This is a genomic window from Bradyrhizobium australafricanum (assembly GCF_020329495.1).
Lineage (GTDB): Bacteria > Pseudomonadota > Alphaproteobacteria > Rhizobiales > Xanthobacteraceae > Bradyrhizobium > Bradyrhizobium australafricanum.
In genome coordinates this window covers 1-24861 of record NZ_JAGKJL010000057.1, presented here as the reverse complement: position 1 = coordinate 24861, position 24861 = coordinate 1, and the positions used below count along the sequence as shown (strand labels likewise).

20 protein-coding genes and 2 pseudogenes are annotated in these 24861 nt (G+C 60.5%); 12 read left to right on the top strand and 10 right to left on the bottom strand.

Annotated features, from left to right (window positions below; all coding sequences use genetic code 11):
- The first annotated feature begins 172 nt into the window (after positions 1-172).
- Both J6525_RS35540 and J6525_RS35535 read left to right on the top strand, forming a co-directional pair.
- The gene (locus J6525_RS35540) at positions 173-1720 is read left to right on the top strand and encodes an acetolactate synthase large subunit (RefSeq protein ID WP_225648138.1); all 1548 of its coding nucleotides are present in this window, start codon (positions 173-175) and stop codon (positions 1718-1720) included.
- A gap of 50 nt (positions 1721-1770) precedes the next feature.
- Positions 1771-2307, top strand: a complete 537-nt coding sequence (locus tag J6525_RS35535) for a hypothetical protein (protein WP_225648137.1) — start codon at positions 1771-1773, stop codon at positions 2305-2307.
- 386 nt (positions 2308-2693) lie between these two features.
- On the opposite strand, the gene J6525_RS35530 is transcribed toward J6525_RS35535, so the two are convergent.
- Complete coding sequence (locus J6525_RS35530; RefSeq protein WP_225648136.1) at positions 2694-2933, bottom strand: hypothetical protein; 240 nt, start codon at positions 2931-2933, stop codon at positions 2694-2696.
- A 171-nt stretch (positions 2934-3104) separates the two neighbouring features.
- Here J6525_RS35530 and J6525_RS35525 point away from each other — a divergent pair, with 171 nt between their 5' ends.
- Positions 3105-3245, top strand: coding sequence for a hypothetical protein (locus J6525_RS35525; RefSeq protein WP_225648135.1), 141 nt, complete (start codon positions 3105-3107; stop codon positions 3243-3245).
- Positions 3246-3315: 70 nt separating this feature from the next.
- On the opposite strand, the gene J6525_RS35520 is transcribed toward J6525_RS35525, so the two are convergent.
- A complete protein-coding gene (locus J6525_RS35520; RefSeq protein WP_092090069.1) occupies positions 3316-3687 on the bottom strand; it encodes a DUF4118 domain-containing protein in 372 nt (123 codons plus the stop codon).
- A gap of 177 nt (positions 3688-3864) precedes the next feature.
- On the opposite strand from J6525_RS35520, the gene J6525_RS35515 reads away from it, so the two are divergent.
- Complete coding sequence (locus tag J6525_RS35515; RefSeq protein ID WP_225648134.1) at positions 3865-4170, top strand: hypothetical protein; 306 nt, start codon at positions 3865-3867, stop codon at positions 4168-4170.
- 454 nt (positions 4171-4624) lie between these two features.
- On the top strand, positions 4625-5956 hold the full coding sequence (locus J6525_RS35510) for a tyrosine-type recombinase/integrase (protein WP_225648133.1): 1332 nt from the start codon (positions 4625-4627) through the stop codon (positions 5954-5956).
- Here the strand turns inward: J6525_RS35510 and J6525_RS35505 are convergent.
- From J6525_RS35505 to J6525_RS35475, 7 genes are all read right to left on the bottom strand, one after another.
- The gene (locus J6525_RS35505; protein WP_225648132.1) at positions 5901-6242 is read right to left on the bottom strand and encodes a hypothetical protein; all 342 of its coding nucleotides are present in this window, start codon (positions 6240-6242) and stop codon (positions 5901-5903) included. The genes J6525_RS35510 and J6525_RS35505 overlap by 56 nt on opposite strands.
- A 456-nt stretch (positions 6243-6698) precedes the next feature.
- Positions 6699-7976: a TIGR02679 family protein gene (locus tag J6525_RS35500; protein ID WP_225648131.1), complete on the bottom strand. Its 1278-nt coding sequence runs from the start codon at positions 7974-7976 to the stop codon at positions 6699-6701.
- Positions 7973-12151, bottom strand: a complete 4179-nt coding sequence (locus J6525_RS35495; protein ID WP_225648130.1) for a TIGR02680 family protein — start codon at positions 12149-12151, stop codon at positions 7973-7975. The genes J6525_RS35500 and J6525_RS35495 overlap by 4 nt, the downstream gene beginning before the upstream one ends.
- Entirely contained in the window at positions 12148-13443 is a 1296-nt protein-coding gene (locus J6525_RS35490; protein ID WP_225648129.1) for a TIGR02678 family protein, read from the bottom strand. The genes J6525_RS35495 and J6525_RS35490 overlap by 4 nt, the downstream gene beginning before the upstream one ends.
- A complete protein-coding gene (locus tag J6525_RS35485; protein ID WP_225648128.1) occupies positions 13443-14963 on the bottom strand; it encodes a TIGR02677 family protein in 1521 nt (506 codons plus the stop codon). The genes J6525_RS35490 and J6525_RS35485 overlap by 1 nt, the downstream gene beginning before the upstream one ends.
- A gap of 443 nt (positions 14964-15406) precedes the next feature.
- Positions 15407-16156 carry a hypothetical protein gene (locus J6525_RS35480; protein ID WP_225648127.1) on the bottom strand — a complete coding sequence of 250 codons (750 nt, stop codon included), beginning with the start codon at positions 16154-16156 and terminating at the stop codon, positions 15407-15409.
- 190 nt (positions 16157-16346) lie between these two features.
- Positions 16347-16712: a hypothetical protein gene (locus J6525_RS35475; protein ID WP_225648126.1), complete on the bottom strand. Its 366-nt coding sequence runs from the start codon at positions 16710-16712 to the stop codon at positions 16347-16349.
- A gap of 153 nt (positions 16713-16865) precedes the next feature.
- On the opposite strand from J6525_RS35475, the gene J6525_RS47060 reads away from it, so the two are divergent.
- The gene (locus tag J6525_RS47060; RefSeq protein WP_283848662.1) at positions 16866-17000 is read left to right on the top strand and encodes a hypothetical protein; all 135 of its coding nucleotides are present in this window, start codon (positions 16866-16868) and stop codon (positions 16998-17000) included.
- A gap of 377 nt (positions 17001-17377) precedes the next feature.
- Here J6525_RS47060 and J6525_RS35470 read toward each other — a convergent pair whose 3' ends face one another.
- Positions 17378-17674 carry a hypothetical protein gene (locus tag J6525_RS35470; RefSeq protein ID WP_225648125.1) on the bottom strand — a complete coding sequence of 99 codons (297 nt, stop codon included), beginning with the start codon at positions 17672-17674 and terminating at the stop codon, positions 17378-17380.
- 384 nt (positions 17675-18058) lie between these two features.
- On the opposite strand from J6525_RS35470, the gene J6525_RS35465 reads away from it, so the two are divergent.
- The 6 genes and pseudogenes from J6525_RS35465 to J6525_RS35440 form a co-directional block, all read left to right on the top strand.
- Complete coding sequence (locus J6525_RS35465) at positions 18059-20116, top strand: ATP-dependent nuclease (protein WP_225648124.1); 2058 nt, start codon at positions 18059-18061, stop codon at positions 20114-20116.
- Positions 20117-20141: 25 nt separating this feature from the next.
- A pseudogene (locus tag J6525_RS47600) lies at positions 20142-20434 on the top strand (type II toxin-antitoxin system RelE/ParE family toxin).
- A gap of 633 nt (positions 20435-21067) precedes the next feature.
- Positions 21068-22771, top strand: coding sequence for a DUF2130 domain-containing protein (locus J6525_RS35455; RefSeq protein WP_225648123.1), 1704 nt, complete (start codon positions 21068-21070; stop codon positions 22769-22771).
- 102 nt (positions 22772-22873) lie between these two features.
- Positions 22874-23179, top strand: a complete 306-nt coding sequence (locus tag J6525_RS35450; protein WP_225648122.1) for a hypothetical protein — start codon at positions 22874-22876, stop codon at positions 23177-23179.
- A 52-nt stretch (positions 23180-23231) separates the two neighbouring features.
- Positions 23232-23444, top strand: a complete 213-nt coding sequence (locus J6525_RS35445; RefSeq protein WP_225648121.1) for a hypothetical protein — start codon at positions 23232-23234, stop codon at positions 23442-23444.
- An 895-nt stretch (positions 23445-24339) separates the two neighbouring features.
- Positions 24340-24861: pseudogene (locus tag J6525_RS35440) on the top strand (IS5 family transposase); the annotation flags it as partial.

The window sequence follows — 24861 nt, the reverse complement described above, 5'->3', positions numbered from 1 at the left end:
TCGCGTCAAGAAAACGCGACCAAACAAAAGCTGGAGCGTTTTCAAGCGAAGTGGCCACCGGTTCGCGTGAAGAAAATGCGACCAAACAAAAGGATACGAGCATGATTCGATTCAATCGGATCGGATCATGCTCTGAGCGATCTCAAGAACATCTCGAAACGGGAGCGAGAGCATGAACGGTGCGGAAAGTCTGGTGCGGACATTGGTCGCAGGCGGCGTGGATGTCTGTTTTACCAATCCCGGCACCTCGGAGATGCATTTCGTCGCGGCGCTGGACAAGGTCCCGGGCATGCGCTGCGTGCTCGGTCTGTTCGAAGGCGTGGTGACCGGTGCGGCCGACGGTTATTTCCGCATGAAGGGAACGCCGGTCTCGACGCTGCTGCATCTCGGGCCCGGCCTCGCCAACGGCCTTGCCAATCTGCACAACGCCAAGAAGGCGCATTCCGGCATCGTCAACATCGTCGGCCAGCATGCCACCTACCACATCGGCTACAATGCGCCGCTGACGTCAGACATCGAGGGCCTGGCGCGGCCGATGTCGTCCTGGGTGCGTACCTCGCCGGATGCCAAGTCGGTTGCGGCCGACGGCGCGGCCGCGATCGCTGCGGCCAGGAGCGCGCCGCCGCAGATCGCAACCCTGATCCTGCCGGCCGACACCGCCTGGAACGAAGCCGACGGCATCGCCGAGGTGGCCGTGGACACGCAGCGCCCGAGCTATTCGCCGCAGGCGGTCGATACCGCGGCGAAGATCCTGCACGGCGATGCCGCGCATACGCTGCTGCTCGTCACCGGCAGCGCGCTGACCGAGCACGGGCTGGCGCTCGCCGAGCGTATCGCCGGCAAGACCGGCTGCACGGTGATGGGCCAGACCTATCATCCGCGCATGGCGCGCGGCCGCGGCCGCTTCTCGATCAACCGCATTCCCTATGTGATCGAACAGGCGTTGCCGATCCTGAAGAAATTCCGTCACATCGTGCTGGTCGAGGCCAACGATCCCGTGGCGTTCTTCGCCTATCCGAACAAGCCGAGCATGCTGAAGGCAGAAGGCTGCGAGGTGCATCGCATGACCGCCTGGGGCGAGAATTCGGTCGCAGCGCTCGAGGCGCTCGCGGGTGCGCTGCATGCGACCGCGCAGGACGTCAAGCCGCAGCAGCACCCGGAGCTGGTCAAGCCGACCGGTGCGCTCGACCACGCCACGATCGCGCAGGCGATTGCGTGCGCGATCCCCGAGCACGCCATCATGGTCGATGAATCCGTCACCACGGGCCGCGGCTTCTTCCCGCCGACGGCGGCGGCCGCGCCGCATGACTGGCTGCAGAACATGGGCGGCTCGATCGGCTTCTCGACGCCGGTGGCAACCGGCGCCGCGGTCGCCTGTCCGGACCGCAAGGTGATCTGCATGGTCGGCGACGGCAGCGCGATGTACACGATCCAGTCGCTGTGGACCCAGGCGCGCGAGGGACTCAACGTCGTGACCATCGTGTTCGCCAACCGCATCTATCAGATCCTGCGCGGCGAGTTCGACGGCGTCGGCGCCGGCGAGCCGGGCAAGCGGGCGCAGGACATGCTGAAGATCGATCGGCCGACGCTCGACTTCGTCGCGCTCGCCAGGGGCATGGGGGTGCCGGGCAGGGCGGTGACGACGGCCGACGAGTTCAACAAGGCGCTCGCGGAAGCCGTCGCGGAGCCGGGACCGCGGCTGATCGAAGTGCATATGTAGAGGCGTAGCTGAAAGGCCGCGGCGGCGGCCCAGTCCAGTCGGAGGCGTCGATGCAGACCGAGCTGAACAAGGTGATTGCCGCCGTGGAGGAATTCTATGCGCAGGAGATGTTCCTGCTGGAGCGCGATCTCGGCGAGCGAACGCTCACTCACCGGCTGGCGGTCTATGTCGAGCGGCAATTTTCCGGCTGGCAGGTCGATTGCAACTACGACCGGCTCGGCGAGCGCACGCTGCGGCTGCCCCGCGGCTCGGGGAGTTCGACCGACGACCATCTCGGCAAGTCGATCTATCCCGATGTCGTCGTGCATCAGCGCGATATCCCGAACAATCTCCTGGCCATCGAACTGCGCAAGGACAGCAATCACCAGCCGATCGAGCACGATCAGCGCAAGCTGCAGGCGCTGACCGACCCGAATGTCTGGTTTGCCTATGCGATGGGCGTGCTCGTGATCGTCGGACAAAGCGGGGTGAGCTTTTCCGAGGTCTATGCCGGCGGAGCCATCGATAGCGCGACTTCGCTCTGGTTTGCCGAGCGGCTACGCGAGAGCGGGCTCGCGAACAGGCGCGACGATGGCGCTCCGCATTAAGTCTATCGGTGAATCTTTCCTCGCGTTTGCAGTGATAGCCCGTTTGGATCATGCGTCGCCCCTGCACGCGCGGCACAACAGAAGGTGCGGGAGGTGGAGCAATTACTGGAGCTGGTGGTCAATTTTCAGAACGATCCGATGGCGGTGCGGATTATCAGCTCCGCAACTCTTTCGCTCCCCCTCCCGCACTTGAATTCCTGGTCCGACTTTGGCTGGTCCAGCTTGCACTGATCCAACTTCCACGCCCCAACTTCCACTGCCCGAGGTGTCGGCGCACTTGATTGCGACGCGACGGGCCGAGGCGGCATCCGCACCGAGACAGTAAAAAGGCCGCCTTCGGGCGGCCTTTTCCGTGATCGCCAAGTACGGAGCGCGATTGTTTCTGTTTATTGCTTGGCGGCATCGCTGCCGGTCCCGGCGGCGCCGGTCGCGGCGGCACCGGTCTTGGCGCTCGATTTCTTGGCGGTCTTCTTCGCCTTCTTCTTCGGCGCCTTGGCCGCCTCGCCCTTGGTCGCGGTGTCGCCGCTTTGGGCGGCGGGCGCCGGGCTGCCGCCCGCCTTGTCCTGCGCGAGCGCGGTGGGCGAGACGAAGGCAAGGGCGGTGGCGGCGAGGATCAGTGTTCGCATCGGATGTTCTCCCAAGTTGGTTTCCGGCGAGCCTCAACGGGACAGAATGTCGCAGGGTTCCGCGGCGCCGATCAGCAGTCCGTGAGCTCTGCGTGAACGGCATGGCCGCCGCGGAACCGGGAACCGGGCGCCGCGTTGTCTGGCCGGGCAGGAGTTCCGAGGAGAGACGCCATGCGCTGGCGGTCAATGACGGAAACCACCAATACGGTGCTCGACACCGCCCCCGAGGACAGCTTCTACGCGGCGGGCTGGACCATCAGCGGCGTGGCGACGCTGGCCACCATCGTCGCGATCTGGATGTTCGGGATCTGAGAGCGAACGATCCACGACAAGGCAACCGGTGCGCTATCGCCGGCGGCCGGGTCGCGGCTTGGGTCGTCCGCTACTTCCGCAAAATTGCCAGCGCTTCCCGATAGAGTTGCGAGAAGCTGACCAAGAGCGCGCTCGACAGCAGGAACATCGCCAGGCTGTCGTAGTCGTCGGGCGTCGGCCAGGAAAACTCGAAATAGGGCGGCATGAACGCCCACCAGACGATCGGTACCGTGATGATGGTCGCAAAGGCGCCGGCGGGCGCGCCGCCCATCAGGCCGGCGATCAGGATCGCCGGCACGAAGCCCGCGAAATAGAATTGCATGCCGAAGCTCGCGAACATCTCCTGGGTCGCGGTGGCCAGCACCACCGCAAGCAGGGCGACGACGAATGTCGACAAGGACCAAGGCCGCAGCTTCAAAATGTAGTCGTTGCCCTTGCGCATCCAGACTCCCGGCCCCGCGAGTTCCGGGAAGGTAGCCGAGGAGGCCTGCAAACAAAACCCCGTACGATTCCGAGGGGCAGGGTTGTGTTCGATACAGTGAAAAGGAACCGGCCCGGTCAAGCCGCCGCCGCATTGTCGCGCATATTGCATTGCGGCACGGTGATTGGGGGCAACACGATGCTCGAGCTTCTGATTGTCGCTCTCGTCGCCGGGATCGGGTTCATATCGGGGTACGGCGCACGCGAGCTGATCTCGCGCCGGCGGCGGCGATCCGCCCCGCGCGCTCACGTTCGTGCGCCGCAGGTTCGCGCCGCGAATGACGACAGCTCCGCCTCCGGCTGGTATCGGCGGACCGGCACGCAGCCCGCCGATCACGCCATCCTGCCACCCGACGAACTCGACGGCGCCGTTCGCGACCTGCTCGGCGAACTCAGCCGGCGCAACGCCAACCCGTCACCCGCCCCGCATCGCCGCCGGCAGTGAGCTGGAAAGGCCGGGCCGCCGCCGCTAACGCGTCGGCTACTTTGCATGGGGTTGTTTTCGATATTTTTGACGAGCTGGTCCCGAGGGGGAATGGTGGACGCACAAGGGATCGAACCTTGGACCTCTCCCGTGTGAACCACAATCCGTAGGTCTATGCTGGCCCCACGCGGCCATAGTGTCGTCGAAATAATGCATTCTATTACATCGGCTTATAGTCTCAAGGGGCCATAAGCGGCCATACCGCATTTTGTGTGCCCCCGTTGTGCCCGTCGCAGATTTTCCCCTGGGGCACACAAATTGGGGAGGGATCTGTGCTCCCTCTGTTCTTCAAGGGGCCGTTCTTCCTCGCTGGTGTGCCCCAGGGCGGGAAAGCGAAGGAAAGTCAATGCTAGTTTCCCGTCGCTTGGATGATCCGGGCGTCTGCGGGGCACACCGCGATAGGAGCGCAGGGGCCATGCCGGAGCCTACCAACCAGCTGACACTCACCGACGCGGTGATCCGTAGCGCCACGGTGCCGCCGGGCAAGGCACAGCATTATCTCCACGACGACAAGCTGCCCGGCCTCGCCCTGCGCATGCGCATCACCGGCGGCCGGACCTGGGTCTACCTTTTCACCAAGCCGGGGGTGAGAGGAACCCAGCGCAAGACCCTCGGCTCATGGCCCAAGTACAATGAGAAAGCCGCGCGCAAGGCCGCCACCATTGCCGCAGGCGAGGTGTTCAAGGGCGTGGACCCAAACGACGCGAAACGCGAGGCGAGGCGGCAACAGACGGCTGAAAAGCAGCGCACGGTACTGGCTGACCTCATCGTTGAAGATGGTCCCTACCAGACGTCATTGACGGGACGGCAGGTCGTCAACTGGAAGCCGGCAATGTCGGCGCTGCGACGCGGGCTCAAGGAGCACGCCGATAGTGGCGTTGGAGACCTGACGCGACGGCAAATCATGGCAGCGGTCGACAAGGTGACCAAGACCGGTAAGCGTGGCGCGGCCAGGGACCTGCGCAAACACACCCACACGTTCCTCGAATGGTGCGTTGGGGAGGGCTATGTCGACCACAATGTGCTTGCCGGTTATCGCGAGCCTAAGGAAACGCGTGCGCAAAGGGTCGGGCGCCGAACGAAGGGCCGTGCCCTGACCGACGAAGAAATCATCAAGGTCTGGCAGGCATCCGGCAAGCTCGGGACCTTCGGGCTTCTGGTAAGGACGTGCTTGCTCGGTGGTCCGCGCCGGAGCGAGCCAACCATGATCGAGTGGTCGAAGCACGTCATGGAGGACCGCATCACATTCGATGCAGCATGGACCAAGATGGGCCTACACCACGATGTACCCCGTACTCATCTCGTTGATGAGGTGCTCGCTGCCGCGAAACATTTCCAGCGGGCAACCTCAGACTATGTCTTCCCGTCATCGAAGACAGGCGGCCAGATGTCGGGCTTCACCAAGATGGTCAATCGTTTGGTTAAGGAAGCGGGGGTTGACAAGTTCACCATGCATGACCTGAGACGGAGTTTGCGCACCATCATGTCGCGCTGCGGCTACGACAACGAGATCCAGCGGCTTTGTGTCGGGCAAAAGCCGAGCGGCATCGATCAGGTCTACAATCATGACGAACAGTGGATCATTCGCAAGATGGCGTTCGACGCGGCGCATGACTACATCGCGGAACTGATCGGCGCGGCACGGGTCGGCAAGGTCGTGCGCTTACAGCGGACGAACCCCCTCGACCCCATCAAGGCTGAGCTGCTCGGTCGTCTTCGCGAGCACTGTGCGGCTGGATCGGTTTAGAGATTTTATCGGAGCCGGCCAGATAATCCCGCACCGCATCCACGCGGTAAAGCGGGCGGCCGTCGACGTAGCGCCATTTCAGCGCGTGGTTCGGATCGCGCCGCCATTGCTCCAGAGCCCCGGGCGTGCGCCGGATAACCGCGGCCGCTTCCAGTGCCGTCAAATTTGAGCTGCCCGGCAGCGTATCGATATCGAACGTCGCGGGCGGCGGCATTCCACGGGTCTTGCGAGGGCGCTTCTTGCGACCGGGCCACTCGTTGCGAACTGTCTCATCATTGTAGCGCATGTTCCATCCCGCACCATGACCGGTTTGAGCATTGAAATCGCGGGGCGATTCAAATTCAAGCGCGTGGGATGGCGGTTGGGCGGCCGTGGCGTATAAATCGGACGGACCGCTTTGATAGGGCCGAGGCGCGCCCAGGAGGGCCTATTTGCTTTCATCGGACCTTCCGCCTCATAACCTGAAGGTCATAGGTTCAAATCCTATCCCGCAACCACTTCTGTCATAACTCCCTCTCCGTCCCGGTCTAACCGCCGGGACGGATTCCCTGAATCGGGAATCCGCGCGACGGCCTCGGGTTCCGGGTCGGCTGCGTGCAAGGGCTATCCGGAGTTCATCGAGGGTGAAGGATGGACGTCCTCTCGACAGAACCTTGCCTCCTTACTACGAATCTGAGGGGCGGACGTTCGAATCGTTCCGGGCGCACCAGTTCGCTGCCATCCAAGATAGAACCACGAACCGTTACTTTGTTGATCTGAGATCGTTTAAGAGGCAAGCAGCGACAGCCTCCTCAGCGATGGAGAGGTCATGCATTTGCATCGCCGCCGTCAAGCCTTCGTCCCAAGATGCATGTAAGGCCTTTCCCGTGAGCTTCTGTCCGAGTTCTGATGCTCCTTTAATTGCCGAGACGTAGTCGATGGCATCGAACCGCCAGGACCTGGCTCCATGCGCGCGCATCATGTGATTGCCGATGCGGACACCCGCCCAATCGAAATCGCCATGATAGTGAAGCCTCGCACCCGCTTCGGTCAGTTGCGACAGAAGGCACCTCTGTGCCGCGGCGGGCATTCCGTCGGTACAGACCAACGGCTCGCAGTCGGCGCCCCAGCGATCGGCGGCGATGGCCACAAGGTTGGGGTTCTCGCAGACGTAAACCTTTCGACCCGCCACCCTCCATGCCGGAGGCGTGCGCAAGAGCCACCGCAACGAGGCGTAGACGGGCTCTCCCGGAAATTGTCCGTGCCTCTCCATGCCCTCGACGGGCAAATTCAGGAACAAGGCTGGCCGCGCCAATTCGTTGACCAGGACCCCGGCCTTGGCCCAGACGTCGCGGTCGCGCTCGGCCCGTTCGGCGGGCTCGATTTCGGTCTCCCCTTCCGGCTCGTCGAAGCCTTCTTCTCTACCGGACCGCGCAATCGGCCGTCGCCAGATCGTCAGGATCAGAGTCGCGGCCGGTCTTCCGCCATCGAGAGCGTGTGCGTCTCCCAGGGCTTCGGCGGCCAATTGCGAGCGCGTGATGGCATTAGCGGGCAGTCGCCGCAGCGTCGCTTCGACCCTGCGGCACAGCTCGATCGCCACATCCGGCTGCGACCCTGAGAGCCGCTTGAGCAGACCTAGCCCCTTGGGAGTCCGCAGCAGCTCGACGAGCGCTTGGTGGGTGCATACGTCGAGAACATCCGACCACATCTCTCTCGATGCGCGCCGCGCTTCCGCTAGGTTCGCGATCGGCCCGTCGATAATTTCGAGCGCATCGCGCAGAGACATGGCGACGCCGGAATCGCGGAACGTCGCATCCACGCGGCCGACAACGACCTGCAGCGAGGAGGAATGGCGGACATGGCGGCCCAGCAGCGACGCCAACAGGGCGTGCTCGTCGGAGGTCAGCTTGCCGATCCGGAAGTTTTCGACCTCCTCGCCTTCTGGTGCCCGGGCGAACCGGTCGCGAAGCCGTTTGCGGAGGTTCGCGTATTCGGCTCCTCCGAGTAGGCGCTGCAGCCGTGGCTCGATCGGCGGCCTCATGAAGCCGCAAACCTGCGGTCGGGATCGCTTTCGCGTCTTTTGGCTCTTCCGTCCCAGCTCCAACGGGAGACGAAGACCGCATCTATTCCTTCGCGCCGCTGTAGCTGGCAGATTGCTACGCCGGGAAGCTCGGCGTAGCAGGCCCATTCGCGTTCGCTTGTGATGACGAAATCGAGATCGAACTCGCGAATCAATCCCATGCAATGCGCCCTCGCGGCGTCGTCGATTCCGGCGAACGCCTCGTCGAGCAGCATCAGACGCGGGGCCAGCGGAAAACTTCCCTGGCTGTAGAAGCTCGCTATTGCGGCGAACAACGGCACGGTCAATCCGAGCGCCCGCTCGCCGCTCGAGGCGGGGCCCGAAAGCTTGCGCCAGTGTCCATCCTGCCAACGCTCGACCCTGAAGCGATGCCAGCGCCTATAGTCCAAGGCACGGGAGAGTTGGTCTATCAATGGTCCGGCCGAATCCCTGCTTGCTCCCGAATCCGCGCGCTCTCGCTCGGCGGTGATGCGCTGTTGCAGCATGGCTCCGACGACCTTTCGGTCTTCGGCCGACCACAGATCCGCGTTGACGTTCAGCAGACGTTTGCGTGCGGCTTCCAGTCCGACCGGAGCGCCTTCCTCTTCCGTCAGAGTCGGCCATATCAGTCGGTAGCGCACCCCGGTCGATGTCGGACGGCTGTGCAGTTCCTTGTTTATCGCGTCCCGCCGGATTTCCGCAGCCTGCAGCAGGCGTTGCACTTCGGAGGCGATCTCCGCCTGCAGGTGATTTTCCAGCACCGTCCGCTCGCTCTCGGTCAGGAGTTCGCTCCGATGGGCAATCTCCTCGGCGAGACGCGCCGCGAGCATGTCGGGACGCTCCGGCCTGTTCTGGTAGATGATGTGCGCGATCAATCCCCAATCGTTCTGCTCGGCTTGAGCCCGGTGACCGAGCGCGCTGAGCGCGGTCTGCAACTCCGTCAGTTCTTCGCTGATCTGCTTTTGGATGCGCGCCCACGCCTCGTCCTTATCGTCGAGCGTCGACAGCGCCTGCTCGGCGCGTCGGGCGAGTCCCAAGGCCGGATCGATCGTCCAGGGACCACCCATCTCCGGCAATACGATTTGCGGGATAGCGGCGGCCAGTAGACCGGTCGCGGTGAACTGCTGAAACCTCGATATCGCCTCGCTTCGTGCTGCGCTCCTCTGCTCGAAGACGCCGGTCGCGGTCGTGACCTTTTCGTTTGTGACCGCGCGCGCCTCCCCCGCCTTTTTCAGGGCTTCCTCCGCACCGTCCAGAGCGACCTCTGCGGCATCGGAGGCCGCGCGGGCTTCGTTCAACTGGCGCCGCAGTTCCTCGACCTTCGCACCGATGGCTTTGCGCAGCACGTCGAATCGGACCGCGGCCTCTTCGGCCTCGATTTTTGCGGTCGCGAGCTGGTCTTCATGCGCGGCGGCTGTCTCTCGCGCCTCGCTTTCGCGGACGCGTTGCCGCTCCAGATCGGGCAACGCAAGGCGTACTTCCAAGACGGCTTGCGTAAGCCGCAGTTGGCTTTCTTGGTAGCGCCCCAGAGCCGCTTCGACGGCCGCCAATTCGGAAGGTGACGCCGGCAGCCGAAGGTCGGCGGCGTCAGTGGCGCGCCGCCGCCGCACCGAAGCGAGTTCCTCTTCGCTCGCATGGAATTGCATCGCGGCTTCGGTCAACCGCTGGCGAGCCGTTGCCGCTTCGCGAGCGGCGGTCGCGGCGGCGAGATGAGCGTTGCGCAGCGCATCGTCGGTCGGCGCAAGGCGCCATTCGTCGGTCGCTTCGTTCTGATCCCGAGCCAGTCCGTCGAACTCCGCCTGCAGTCCGATAGTCTCGCCTACGATCTCCGCCAGCCGTTGCGAGATTTCCGCCGACCTCCGAGCGCGGGCGGCGGCGCGCGCGGAGTAGCCGATGTGGACCGCTTCCGTCTTCTCCCACGCACCACTTAAGGCCCCGAGCCGAAAGCGGCCATCAGGAGCGATCCAGGACTCGGCCTCCGCTGGCTCGGCGTCCGCGCAGGACACTCCGCGCAGGATGCTTTCGACGATCGCGTTAGATACGCCGCTGTCGGCCGGCACGTCCGCGCGCAACCAGTCGGCAAGCGAAGGCGATTGAGGCCGTCGTTCGAGCATCTGCGCGTCTCGAAAGAGTGTACCTCGATCGGACGATTGAAGGCGACCGTCGGGCGAAAGCCAGGCATCGAGGAGCCCGGCTCCCTCCAGCGCGGCTTCCAGTCCGGCGCGTTGAGGGAGCGTCACCGAGGGGTGAAAGTCCACCAACCTCCAGAGAGGGGCACCTTCGCGCGCTGTGCGGGCTTCGGGATCGCGAGTAGGCGGCGGGGACGGCTCGGGATCGATCCCGCCTTCCAGGCGGCTGCGTTCTTCTTCGAGATTTTTGCGTTCCGTCAGCAGGCCTTGCCGCCGACCTTCGAGCGCTACGCGGGTCGTCGCCAGGCGCTCGCTGGTCTCTTGCTGCGCGTCTTGCAGAAGCCGACGCGCGGGATTGTCGCCCGTCGGCGTGACGACCCACTCGGATAGGGAGGCGAGAGTCGCGAAGCCGTCGTCCGGCGTGACGCGAAGTTGCTTCAAGCCTGCGAAGCAACTCTCCCATGCGTCGATCAGGTTTTGGCCCTCGCGCTCCACGCCTGCATCGGCCGATTCACGTCTCTCCGCGGCGGCATCGGCGGCGTCCTGACATTCGTCTCGGAAATTTCGGCGTTGCGTATTCAGCGACTCCGCCGCCACCACTTCGGCATCTCGTCTCCGCAACGATACGATTTCCTCGCGCCGGCCCTCAACGAGGACCCGAAGCTCGGAGCCGGCCTTTTCGAAGGTCTGAGGCGTCAACGCCGCAAGCCGTTCGGCGTCGAGCTTGGCGATCGGATTGTCGGCATACGCAGTGAGGACGCCGGCCGTGTCGGCGAAGGCTCCACATTCCCGGCGTAGATCGGCGGCGCGACGTTCGATCTGCCGAACTCGCTCCGCCGCGGAGTTAGTCTCGTCTACGCTTGATCTCAATCGCCGCCTCGCGGACTCCATTACGCCTTCGGCGCTGGACAGAGCCCTCTGACGCGCTTCCGCGTCCTTTTCCGCTGATTCCAGGCGGTTCGCGTCCTCCATACCCGCTCCCGAGCGAAGGGTTTCGAGGCGGGATCGCTCGCGTTTGAATTCGATTTCGGCCGCATCGCAAGCTTTGCGCGCCTCGTCCTCGGCAGCCGAAGCGGTCTCCAGTCTCGCTTCTGCCTCGCCGCGCGAACGGCTCGCATTGTCGAACTCCGTTTGGGCCTGACGCAGCGTGCGCGCCTGCCTTCGCGTCTGCGTGCCCGCGTAGACACGGTATTTTTGGTCGAAGCGTTCGACGGCCTCGGCGAGCGACTGGTATTCCTTGAGCTGTTGGCGATCCTCTTCAAGCTGGCCGAGCGCCTCGGCGACGTCGGCCAGCAGCTCCGGAGCCAACGGCGGCAATGCTTCCGTCAACGCATCCGACAACGCCGTCTCGTCTGGCTTCTTCGACAATTGCGGCTGACGCAATTGGATTAGCGTTTCCATCAACGCGTCGTAGCGCCTGGCGCCCAGATGAAAAAGCCGCTCATCGACGGCGCGACGGTAGTTCATCGCGGTGTCGAACACTTGGCCTCGGCCTTGAAGAGCCTCTCGCAGCCGCTCCTTGGTGAGGACCACTCGCTGCTCGCTCATCAGCCACAGATCCTGATTGATTCGAGTCGGTTTGTCCGCGTCGTCCAGGAGGAAGAACCAGCTTTCCACGTTCGGACGCGAGGCGACGGCGGAGAGGCCGGCGCCGAGCGTGAGATAGTGCGGCGTCCCGTCGTTGCCGAGACGGCCGAACTCAATCCAGGAATAGCCGACCCTGCGGTCGTAACTATTCATCAGCAGATTCCACGACATCTTCTTGCCGTTGTCGCCGTCGGGCTCGATGCGAGACGGCTTCAGCTGTCCGTCGAACAGAAAGGGAAGCGTCAGCGACAGCACCTTCGATTTGCCGGTACCGTTGTTGCCGCGTAGCAGCAGGTGACCGTCGCGAAACCAGAACTCTTCGCTGTCGTAATGGTACATCTCCACCAGCCCGAGGCGCAGGGGCTGCCAGCGATCCCGAACCGGAATCGGAAGCGCCGGTCGTTCGGAGGTCGCGGGAAAGGAGGTGGGGCGTTCGTTCACGCCGGACCCATCCCTTCGGCGATCGACGCCCGCCGCGCATCAGGAGTATCTCGGATTTCGGCCTCGCCGAGGCCGAAGCGGGCTATCGCTGGCAACGGTCGGATCCCCTCACTGCCGCGTACGATCAGTTGAAGCTTTTCCAGCCGCTCGATGGCGATGCCGGCGAGTTCGCGCTCCGCCCCGGCTTCGCGGGCGGACTTGCGCCAATATCGACCGTATCTGATCTTGGCATCACGGAGAAAAGCAACGATCTCGTGCTCGGAGAACTCGATCCGATGCGGATTTGCGTCCGCGTCGAGAGCATCGGATCGCTTGATCGCACTCGCAAGATATTCCGCAACGAGCAGGGTGGCGTGGGCATCGGTGCCTTCAGCCGGCATGGCGACGTCGGTAAGCAGGCAAGTCTCGTCCACAAGCGCCAGGCCTTCGGCCCGATGCTCCGCGGTCAGAGCCGAGGCTTCGCAAAGACGTGCGGCCATGGCCCCGCGTTGATTGACGAAATATGCCCTAGCCTCGGCATCGAGCGTCTCGACGTAGATCACGGGATCGTCGAGGAGGCGCCGCGCGAGTTGGTGGCGAAGGGCGGTGCGACGTCCCTCGTCGCTGTCCGCGACGTGCTCGTCGACCAGCGCGCTCAGGCGTTCCTCGAGGGTGTCGGGGGCATCATCCGGTCGCCACGTCGACGGACCGCGCACGGCGGCGAGCAGACCGGCGAGCGTCCGGCGTTGCACGTCGTAGAGCGCGTCGGCCTGCTCGCCTCGGGTCTGCACAAAGGCTTCTTCGTCGCCGACGACGCGTTGAAGCACTCCGATCTCCAGCAACGTTCGGCAAACCGCCACAAGTTCGCGGCGCTCATGTTGCGTACCGAGCGTGAAGGCGAAGCCAAGCGATGTCAGAACGGGCTCGGCAGCGAGCTGCAACAGCCTTTCGCCCAGCAGACGCAACGTGATCTGCGATTCTGAACGCTCGAGCGCGGCGCATGCGAGACATAGCAGGACGTAGCGGCGCCTGTCGTAGTCGGGCAGTCCGCGCGTGGTCGCGGAGAGTTCGGCGGGTCTCTTGTACAGACGAGCCCCCTCCTGTTCGATATGCAGAGGCCACCCGGTTTCGCGGGAAAACCAGGCACGCAGTATGTCGGCCTGCCGGCGTACCGAGGGAAATTCCTCGTGCGCCGGCGTCATCAGCGGGGTCATCAGGAGCGCGCGGACCGCCGTCCTGAACTCCTCGCGTTGATGTCTGCGCTGCTCCAGGCCGATGTTGCGGCTTCCTCGCGTATCCTCGGCTCTGGACATCAGCGCAAGTCCTGCGTCGGCGTGATCGTGATGAGGTGATCGCGCCCCGAAAAGATGCCGTGCGGAGTCGATATCTCTGCCCGGGTTTCCGCCGCCAGAGGCGTGAGGTCGATGTGGAGCAGGCCATCACCCGTCTGCCGGGACACCGAGGCTTCCGGATCCGTCTGTTCCGTCAGCGCTTCGCCGAGGAGCCCGAGAAATAGACCGAAGGCATATCCGTCAAGCTCCCCCAGATCCGAAAGTCGGGTGGGATGGCCGTTCGCGAGACGCCGGCGCGCAGTCTCTACCTGCAGAAACTCCTCGGCCAACTCCCGAGCCAGGCGTGCGCGGGCTTCGGCGCGATCCCGGATCCTGGCCATCGGCCCGCGCGGCGTCGCCTCGCCGTATTCGCGCAGTCGAGGGTGGATCTTCAAAGGTGGAGCATCGGCCCAACGGGTGCTTGCCGGCAGATCGGCGTCGGCGTCCGTGTTCAGCGCGAAATGTCGGGCAGGATTGAGCGCGAAGGCCGCGCGTGCCAATCGGTGAGCCTCGCCGTCGTTTTGACAGGCGACGAACCAATTGGCCAGTATTCGGAAATCCGCCGATCGATCGCTGCGCCCACTGCGGCGCTCGTTGAGCGCTGCGATCGCACCGAGGAGTTGCGGGATCGCGGATCTTGCTCTCGCTCGTAACAGCTCGGCCTGAGAGGGTTCGTGGCCGCTGCGGAAAAACCATCCCTGGAGGCCTTTCCAACGTTCGCGCCAGGCGTTCCAATGGGAGGTATGTGCTTCGACGCGATCGGTTTCGTTCCCTGGGGCGGCGTCGCGAGCTTCGCGCGCTGCGACTTGCTGCAGCAAGATGTCGATACTTGGATCGAGGGCGAGGATGTGGCCCGCGATCGTATCGGAGCGGCGTACCAAGTCGCCTATGAAACGCTCGAGATAATCTATCAGTTGCCGCTTGTAAGTCGATACGGCGCTAGACTCGGCCTGCTGCAGCTCGATGCTGCGGGCGACGCCCGCCATGAAGGCCTGCGCGTTCTCCGCCAGCCCCTCGAATACGCGCACGAGGTCGCGCAGCGTTTCGTGAACTTTCGCGACATCGGGTTCCCGCTCGCCCGCAAGCGTCTGCAGTGCCCGCAAGCGATTTGCGATGTCCTCGAGTGCGACAGTCTGCAGCTCCGCGCGCCGCTGCAGCGTTTGTATGAAGAGCGACAGCGCAGCTTCGACAGCCTCTCCACCCTGCGAGAGACGGTAGAGAAAGCGGGCGCGGTAAAAGTCGCTTAGACTTGAAACTCGCGCCGTATCGGGATGCGATTCTAGATTTCCCCAAACGGTAAGCTGAGTGAGGGCCACGTTGACTTCCTCTATTCGAGGGGCCGAGCCGCTCCACTCTGCCTCGGCCAAAACCTCGTCGGGTCTGAGTTGCAAGCGGTATTGCCGTTTGGCCGCCGCAAAGACGTCCATGATGCGGCGATAGGATTCCGATTTATCGGCGCTTACGTGCCTGAAAAGGTCGGCGAACTCGCTTACGCTTCGCATGGGTCCTCATTCCGAAGGTCTTCCACTCTAGCGGACGGTTCGCGCAATAGGCTAGTAGATTTGCTATTGGGTTGCACTCGACCGCGGGTCTAATCCGCGATGAAGGGCTTCACTCCGTCGATCTTCGACACCTTAGGTGAAAAATTATATAGCAATTTGAATTATATATGAGTTCGCAGTTTTGTTCTGAATGGCGCGCCATTATTGTTTAGCATTCCGTCGTTTCTCTAGTCTTAGCCGGAGACTGGTCATTGCAAACAGTCTCTGTGACCGGCACCCTGAATTAACGCGGGAGCCCCGCTGATAATGCCAAGCCGAAACTGATAGCTGCCAGTGACAGCGCAGCGATGAGCGGATTGAGCCCGAAGGCCGCGGCCAGCGTCACAGCAGCAGCCCCCTCGTGTAACGCCTCCTTGATCTGCTTCGCTCGGCGGGCGAGGTCCTCATAACTCTTGGCGGCCTTGCGCAGCGCTTCGCGCGTGGCTGGAGTCGTGGCTGGAGCTAGACTGATGGCCACTGCGTGAAACAGCGCATTTCCGGACGCTTTTGCAGAACTGCATGCATCCTTGGCTGATCGTCGAGTCGCCGTGAGCCAAACTCGCTTCCCATTGGAAGAGTGTTGGAATCGCTTCAGCAAAGTTTGGGTCGTCTTCGGTCGTGGTTCGGCAAGTCAGAACCCGGTTGGCGGGCTCGCACGTCTCGAGCAGAACACGTCCGCCCAATCCTAGAGGGTCGTGTAATAAGCGAAGTCCAAACCGACCGCTTTTGTCATGTCGTTGGAGGATTTCGTAGAGCCCAGTGAGCACATCACGATCTTGTCTACCCAGCGGGCGAATGCCCGCTAGGGTCTCTTCCGACGTAAATTCCAGACCGACCAGCGCCAGCGGACCACCAGCGCCATCGAAGCAGACACTGTTCGCCACCAGGGAAGGCCGTTTTCCCGAAATAGGGCGCAGCGTGATGAGTTGCTGGTCGGCGTGTGCTTCCTCAACGAGAACCTCGCCGTCTCGGACCGGGAAATGACTGTGCAGGAGTGTAGCGCCAAATCGCTTATTGGCGTGATCTTTTATGAGGCAGCTTCCGATCTCGGCGAGGCAAGCATGATCGTCTTCGGCGAGATGGCCTGCGGTTGTAAGGTCGATGTCCGGTAGGGCCGCGTAGTCCCGAGAGTTATGACGCCGCAATTGAATCATGGTCCATTCTCCAGGTTGCAGGTGAGAGCGGTTAAAAAATCCGTGGACATACCTCATCATTGGGTAGCGAACAGGCGATTCGCTTGCTCAGGCTGCGGACTGAAGGAGGCTTTTTTAGCGGGGTCTGGTACCTTCGCCAAAGCCTGCCCAAGCGGTAAATTGATGGCGGGATATGACGAGAAGATCTTCATTATGTCGCCCGGCGCGGAGTGTCGTTCGCGACCTCGAGCAGCAAATCGGTCAAAAGGGTTTTGTTGGTTTCTGAAAGGCTCTGCGGCCTTCGGTCATCGGTCAGTGTGCGGTATATGGCCGCGAGTTGAATATGAGGGTTATCGCAGGCGATGGCGAGTCGGAGTCTCCGCTCGACCGTCAATACCTCCGCTAGCTGCATCACGATGGGTGTCTGGCGCAATTTTGCAGAGCCCTCAATGAGGCGGGCTAAGCTGTAACGGTAAAGAATTCTGACGGCTTGTATCTGTAACGTATTGGCAAAAAACAATTGATAGCGATACCTGATCCCACCCTCGAATAGCGGCGCCCCAATCGCCTTCGGCATCTGCGCGCTTGAATGCCTCGACTGCTTCTCGTTCCCAAATAGGGATCTCAGCGCCCGGTTGGGTATCGAAAAGTGACAGCGAAGGAGCAATCAGCCTCTTAAGATATCCCAATCGTTAGGCACCTGATCGAGCGCGGTGGGTTCGATGCTGTCATGGTGGACGGCGCCGAACAGCGCATCAGGCATTCAGGCTCATTGGCATGGCGGGTGTTGGCTTTGTTGCAAGAAGAGATCGAACGCGAGCTGGGACTGCCGCAGCCGCGTGCGGACAAGGCGGCGAAATTGTAACGCAGGGCCTAAGTTCAGGGCCAGTCATCCTGCTCCATCTCGACTTTGAAGCCCGGGGGTAAGTCTGGCGCGGTATCAAGTTCTGGTCGATTGCATATGGGGCAGGGGTCGCCCGGCGCACCACACGGGCAGGCGTGCGGGCCGAATTCCCAAGGCCTGTCCGGATGGGCCTCACAAACCCAACGGGCGCCGTAGCAACGCAGACACCATTTCATTCGGAGTCAGAGTCTTTGACCCTGATTCGGTTCCTCGTGCGCTTCAGTGTCTGACCGTTTTAAATGCACGGCCATGGTGACGGGATCGGCATTTCCGTGTTTCCCACCACTAGCTGACGGCCAGAAACGGCTACGACGGCCCTATTGGCCGTCTGCGCCATTTCAGATCTCAAATATTATGCTCTTCATTCCTTTATCACCTCGCTTGTACCCTTGACGAGGCGCTTGCGATTTTTCGTCCGTCAGCGTGGCGCTCGCAACTTCGTTCAATAGCAGCATTTTCCAGCCCACGGTTTGGTCGCTCTGGCTGCCGCCCCGCACCTGCCAAACGCGTATTCCCGGATTGCCCTTGGTGGTGACGCCCACACAATGGACCTCAACAACACGATTGTAGCCATCATATTGTAGTTGTAGGCAAACTCCCTTTTTGATGGCCTCGCTGGCCATATTTGTAAGCATCTCTTTCTTTCTCCGCTTTTCGTTCGCTCGACGAATCGATATCTAGTTGCAATCTGTAGCCCATACGTTATGCGATGCAACATGTAGCTGCGAAGCATATCCACGCAACTTACGGGAACTAAAGAGCGAAATCCAGCGCGGAAAGTAGGTGCGGGACCTGAAATTCGACGAACGAGATCAGGCTGGCCGACGCGTAGCGCAAGAACCTGGCGGCCAAATTGCTTCTCGCTATCAATCACAGCAATCACCCGAATCATCTCTTATATGCAGGACCGGGAGCGCATATCTCTTTGTTGATGTTGTAAGCTTGTGCATGTTCAGTGATTGACAACGAGTGGTTGTGCTTTAGATTCCTATTTTTCGAAGCAGATTTGCGGCCAACATATGATTCTCAAACGCGTTCGCGTGCGCAATTTCCGTAGCATCAGAGACATTACGCTCGAACTTGGATCGCAAACAGCGATTGTCGGCGGGAACGGAGCCGGCAAGTCGACTGTGCTTCGAGCTATAGAGAAATTCTACAGTCCGTCATCGACCGTTGAACTGGATGATTTCTTTGGTCGTCAAGTGAATGAGCCCATTGAGATCGAGTTGACCTTCACCGCATTTAACGAGGTGGAGAAAGAGATATTTCAGGAGCGGATTCACAACGATGAGATGACCGTTGTCCGTATTTTCGAGGTGAGCGGCGGAAAAGGGAATGGACGTTACTTTGGCGTAACCGCGCAGCACCCGGACTTTGCCGCTATACGAGCTGCGAGCAGTGCGAGTCAGCAACGAGCCGAATACAAGACAGTTCGTGAGAAAGGAGGTTCGTTTGCCAGTTTGCCAAGTATAAGCAAGGCGGAGCAAATTTGGCCGGCTCTCGAAGAATATGAAGAAAGTCACATCGCAGAGTGCGAACTTCTAAGAGACGATGGTCAGTTCTTTGGATTTACGAACGTAGCCAAGGGTGCCCTTCAGAAGGCCACGAGCTTCGTATTTATTCCAGCGGTCCGCGACGCATCTGCTGATGCGCTCGATGCCCGAGGTGCTGTAATTGCGAAACTTTTGGAACTGGTGGTGAAGAGTGCCATTCAGAGGCGGAAGGAAATCCAGGAATTCCAAGGTAAAATAACGGCCGAATATAAGGAACTAACGGACCCGGGAAGACTCCATGAGCTGGGGCACCTTTCCGATGAGCTTACTGACACCCTCCAGGTCTTCTATCCTGAGGCTGCGGTGAATTTAAATTGGCGGCCCGCACAGGACTTCATCATTCCCTTGCCTTCGGCCGAAGTCTTATTGGATGACGACGGTTTTGAGGGTCCCGTTGATAAAAAGGGGCACGGCCTCCAACGGGCATTCATTCTCACGCTACTTCAGCACCTAGCTAAAGCGACGTCAGCTGAGGCGGAAACGATTTCGGCGGCCGCGCCGGTAACCGAAGCCGGCGAAGAACCGCAGAGCGCCGAGGCGCCTGCAGAGCAGTCCCCTGGTTCTTATACTCTGCCGGGCCTTATCCTCGCAATTGAGGAGCCCGAACTGTATCAGCATCCAACCAAGCAGCGGCACTTCGCGAAAGTGCTAACGCAGCTTAGCTCCGGTAAGTTATTGGGAGTTGCAAGGCAGACACAGATTCTATTCGCGACGCACTCGTCACTCTTCGTTTCGATGGATCGATTTGAGGAAGTTTGTCTCGCGCGCCGTAGCCCTATTGCAGGCAGCGCTCAAAAGGAGTGCATTCTGACCTCTTCCCAGCTTTCGACGGTGGCTTCGCGCCTCGAAGTTGCTTACGGGAAGGCCGCTGGAACATTCACGGCCGCAGGCCTGAAGGCTCGTCTGCATATTATTAATTCCGAAATTGCTGAAGGGTTTTTTGCTGGCGCTGTGGTCCTTGTCGAGGGGGTAAGCGACCGTGCCGCAATCATAGCTGCCGCCGCCCTTGAAGGTATCGACTTAGAGGCGCTTGGGATCGCTATTTTGCCCGTTGATGGAAAAACGAACCTCGATCGGCCGTTGGCAATCTTCAAGGAGTTGAGAATTCCGACGTTCGCGGTATGGGATTGCGACAATGGCGATCACCAGGACCAGAATAAAGCCCTGCAGATCCTTAGTGGTGTAGACGCTAGCTCAGTGTTTACCCCGGCTACCGTTGTTGCGGACTCATATGCCTGCTTCGAGAATGTGCTCGAGGATGTACTTAAAGCGGAAATCGGAAATCAAACCTATCAAGAAGAACTCGGTGCGGTGAAGTTGAAGTACGGTCTCGTGAAAAATGAGGATGCAATCAAAGTGCCGGCAATAATGATAGAGGTGCTGACCGCTGCTGAGAAAAAAGGAGCCAAATCCACTGCTTTGGCTGGTATAGTCAGCCGAATTGTATCGTTGCGTACTAAGTCAAGATCTGAGACGGGCACAAAGATGGATGAAAGTCATGCTGATGCTTTCGCAGATGCATAGTGCCTAACGGCCCAAACCATTCCGTATGAGGTCCCTTCCACGCTTAGAGACACTGCGACAAGCGCAACAGGCTGCAGGCTTTGGAGGCGCGAAGGTACGTATCGTCGCTCGCATCGTGCGCGCTGAGAACGGCAATCTAGGCGACAGCAAGCCGGTTGGCGAAGGCGTCTCCGAAATGCGGATCGATTACGGCCCCGACTATCGGGTCTATTATCGGCAGAGGGGCAATTTCTCGTGATCCTGTTGTGCGGTGGCGACAAGAGCACGCAACGCTCCGATATCAAGCGCGCTCACGAATTGGCTAAGAGAGAGGGTTAGCAGATGGTAACAACACGCTTCGATGCAGCGGAATATCTCGCAGAGCCTGAGACGCAAGCCGAATTTCTAGCGGCCACGCTTGAGGATGGAACCCCTGATGAAATCCGTGCTGCAATCGAGGTTGCCGCCATCTCAGCTGAGCAGCAACGCCTGAGGAAAAGGCGCCAAGATGCGGAAAAATGCCTCCACGTCCGGTCCGTTTGCTGCTCTGAATCCAGACTGCGTAACGCTGATTCGCAATTCTCCTCAATCAGGCAAAGCCTGTTACGGCGCGGGCAAGCTGCCTGAGGAAGGAGAGTCACGAACGACTACACGCAAAATCGGTCGTAGCGCGATCACCGGAAAATCTACGCCGGCCCAAGCGGACCAGTCTGCCACCAGCAGACGAACCGCGATTGTGCAAACAATCGAGTCAAGACCCGCAGAGAGGTAATTTCTTGACGGTAGGCGGCGGGAGGACACTCCATCGCTCCCTTTCCCTAAAGTTGATTCGGTCGCCCGTCAGCGGTCCTTTTAGTCGTCACGCTCGTTTTCGGACGAACCTGACGTTTTGCCGTAGGTAGCTCTCGCTCAAATCGCAGCTCGGTCTGTGATGGCGAGCAGACGGCGCCTTGTCGCCAGTAGGATAGCAAAATGCGAGAGATTATCTGCCCTCATTGCTCGAAGGCCTTCAAGATTGATGAGGCAGGCTATGCTGATATTCTCAAGCAAGTGCGGGACAGCGAGTTCGAGCAGCAGTTGCATGAGCGCCTTGACCTGGCCGAGCGAGACAAACTGAATGCTGTTCAGCTTGCCAAGACCCAAATTGCTGCCGACAAAGACGTCGTTATTCAGGAGCTCAAGGCCAAACTCGATGCAGGCGAGGTTGAGCGCAAGCTTGCAGTAACCGAAGCGTTGAAAAACGTGGAGAAGGAGCGTGACGAGCTCGCCAGCAAATTGGAAGAAGCAAAGGCTGCTGGTCAGCTTGCCGAGGTCAAGATTGCGGCCGACAAAGACGTCGTTATTCAGGAACTCAAGGCCAAGCTCGATGCAGGCGAGGTTGAGCGCAAGCTTGCAGTAACCGAAGCGTTGAAAGACGTGGAGAAGGAGCGCGACGAGCTCGCCAGCAAATTGGAAGAAGCAAAGGCTGCTGGTCAGCTTGCCGAGATCAAGATTGCTGCCGACAAAGACGTCGTTATTCAGGAACTCAAGGCCAAGCTCGATGCAGGCGAGGTTGAGCGCAAGCTTGCAGTAACCGAAGCGTTGAAAGACGTGGAGAAGGAACGCGACGAGCTCGCCAGCAAACTGGAAGAAACAAAGAATGCTGTTCAGCTTGCCGAGATCAAGATTGTCGCTGACAGAGATGTTGTTATCCAGGAGCTCAAGACCAAACTCGATGCAGGCGAGGTGGAGCGCAAGCTTGCAATAATCGAGGCGGTCACCGCAGCCGAGAAAGAGCGAGACCAATACAAAAGCAATCTCGAGCAATTGGCGCTGGAGAAGCAACTCGCTGAAAAATCATTGAAAGATAAGTACGAGACGCAGATTAAAGATCGCGACGAGGCCATCGAGCGTCTTCGCGATCTTAAGGCTAGATTATCTACCAAGATGGTTGGAGAGACCCTCGAACAGCACTGCGAGACAGAGTTTAACCGCATCAGGGCAACAGCGTTTCCGAGGGCGTACTTCGAAAAAGACAATGATGCCCGCAGCGGCAGCAAAGGGGATTACATATTCCGTGACCTCGATGAGGCGGGTACCGAAATTGTATCAATCATGTTTGAGATGAAGAACGAGAGCGATCGTACTTCGACCAAGAGCAAGAATGAGGACTTCCTAAAGGAGCTGGACAAGGATCGAACTGCAAAAGCGTGCGAGTACGCAGTCTTGGTATCTCTGCTGGAGCCGGACAGCGAGCTGTATAACACTGGCATCGTTGACATGGCCCACCGGTACCCAAAAATGTACGTCGTTCGGCCGCAGTTCTTCCTTCCGATAATCTCGGTACTGCGCAATGCAGCCATGAATGCGCTCAAGTACAAGTCGGAGCTCGCACTTGTTAAGGCGCAGAATATTGACATCACAAATTTCGAAACAGAGCTCGATTCGTTCAAAGCCGCGTTTGGGAGAAACTACGAGCTTGCCTCAAAACGTTTTCAGACCGCCATCGAGGAAATCGACAAGTCGATCGATCACTTGCAGAAGACCAAGGAGGCCCTGCTGGGGACGGATCGCAACCTTCGCCTAGCAAATGACAAAGCCCAAGACGTCACGATCAAAAGGCTCACTAGAGGAAACCCAACAATGGCGGCGAAGTTCACCGAGCTAAAGAGGGGCGGAGATTCGAGCTCGCAATGAACGCGCCGCGCTACCGTTCCTAGGCGGTTTTCACGTGAGCGAACCAGCGCCGCCGGCATTCTTGAGATGGGTCTCTACGTTTGAGAGCGAGGGATTTGATGCTTGCTTCTGCAACCGGGTTCCCACGCCTTCCGGGATGACGATCGCCGGATATTCGAGGCCCTCATATTCCGGGAACGCGAGGCCGATTTCGAACAGGTCAGACGCGTAACGGGAAACAAGGCCCTGAACCTTATAGAGATGGAACGCTGCCCGAACATCGGCGGGCCTGTTGGCAGCTTCAGGCTTCATCGTTTTGTCGTTGAAGCCGATGATGAAGTTGCCGTCATTGCGATTGCGCCGCGCGACAACCGCTCTAATGATATTGGCGGTCCCGCTCGGTTGATCGGGAATCGATCCAGCTCTTGACCTCGACATTGAGGCCTTCGGTCAGGCGGGATAGAAGTTCCTTGATCGCATCATGGTCGACGTTCATGGCGGCGACAATCTAGTCCGACAGAAGGCGCTGTCTAAGCCAGACGATGTTAAGCCGGTTAATCAGCAAAAAGACCTGCGCTTTCACTTGGTCACCGCCGCAGACTGCGCAGCCTTCGGGAAAGCCATGAAAACGGACTTGGCCAACGTGGAATTCTCAGACCCAGCCGATGAGGAGCCGCAGCCAGATCAAGCGTAGGGCGGGACCGGAGGCGTGCCAGCAGGCCGGGCTTTAGGCTTTGCCCGGAGCCGCTTGCGTCTCCGCCCTCCGACGGGCCCCAGAGGCGCATGTGTTCGTGCTCGGGATGGCCGGGGTCGCTGATGGCGGGTAACAATCCCTCACGCAAAGCATATTGAATCCTTCGCCGGAGGCACTCGGTCACGCCGTTTCTGCGGCACCGCTATCACTGCGGCGAACGCCGGGTGCCATTCTTAACCAGTCTCAGGGCCCGCATCACCAGCGGTACCACCAGCACGCTGACCGTCAGCAGAGCGGGCTACACTGGTACGGCGCATCAGATCAATAAATCTGCCACGCCGTGTCGAACGTCCATGAGATGGCTGAAATGCTCTTCGCCTTCCGGCGCCGTGCGGATAAGCTGCGGTGGCCAGTTTGGGGCCGGGGGCGGCAAATGCCTGTCGAGAAAACCTTGAATCCCTTCGATGTTGAGGGGCTTGAAAAATCATTGAGCGACTCGGCTATCGGATCGTAACGTACCGAGACAAGGGCGTCACGGAGGTCATGGACTGCGCGCCGGTTTGCGTCCGGTCCCCGACCTCCAAGGCGGGGAACCAGACCAGATCATTGAGTACAAGGGGCGCCAGCAGTATCGCTGCCGGCGGAGCTACGGCTGCGCGATGATGCGTTCCTCTAATCGGCGTCGGGCTTTTCTTTTCTTTGTGCCTCGCCACGGCTTCATTGACCTTCTGGCGGTCAAGCCGATCCTTGGGTGAGAGTTTGGAAGCGAGCCGGGGGAGGTACTGCCGCGCGGCGATGGCCTGCACCGCCCTCCACGGCCCCCTAGGTGGTGTGGACTCTAAGGATTCCCTTTTAGGCGCAAATCAGATTCAAGGCTGCTTTTGGGGAGGCCGCCTTGGGTGTGATGGACCGCTTGGTATTGAGCGACGCGACATGGGAGCGGATGGCGCCGTTGATCATCGGCCGGCCTGACCAGAAGGGTTCGACCGGACGGGACAACCGGATGTTTGTGGAGGGCGTACTTTGGATCGTGCGCACTGGCTCTCCCTGGCGTGATCTTCCGGAGGTGTTTGGAGACTGGAACAGCGTGTTTCGGCGCTTCAGTCGATGGAGCATCAAGGGGTCTGGTGGCGCATATTCGAAGCGATGTCCGGTGATCCGGACTTCGAGTATCTGATCGTCGACTCCACCATCGTCCGGGCGCACCAGCACGCCGCTGGGGCGAAAAAAGGGGGTCTGAAGATCAGGCGATCGGTCGCTCGCGCGGTGGCCTGAGCACCAAGATACATATGGCCGTTCGCGGCCTGGGATGTCCCGTACGGTTCAAGCTCACCGCAGGTCAGAAGAGCGACGTACCGCAAGCCGCCGAATTGATCGAGGGATTACCTGCCCAGGTCGTCATGGCGGATACGGCTTA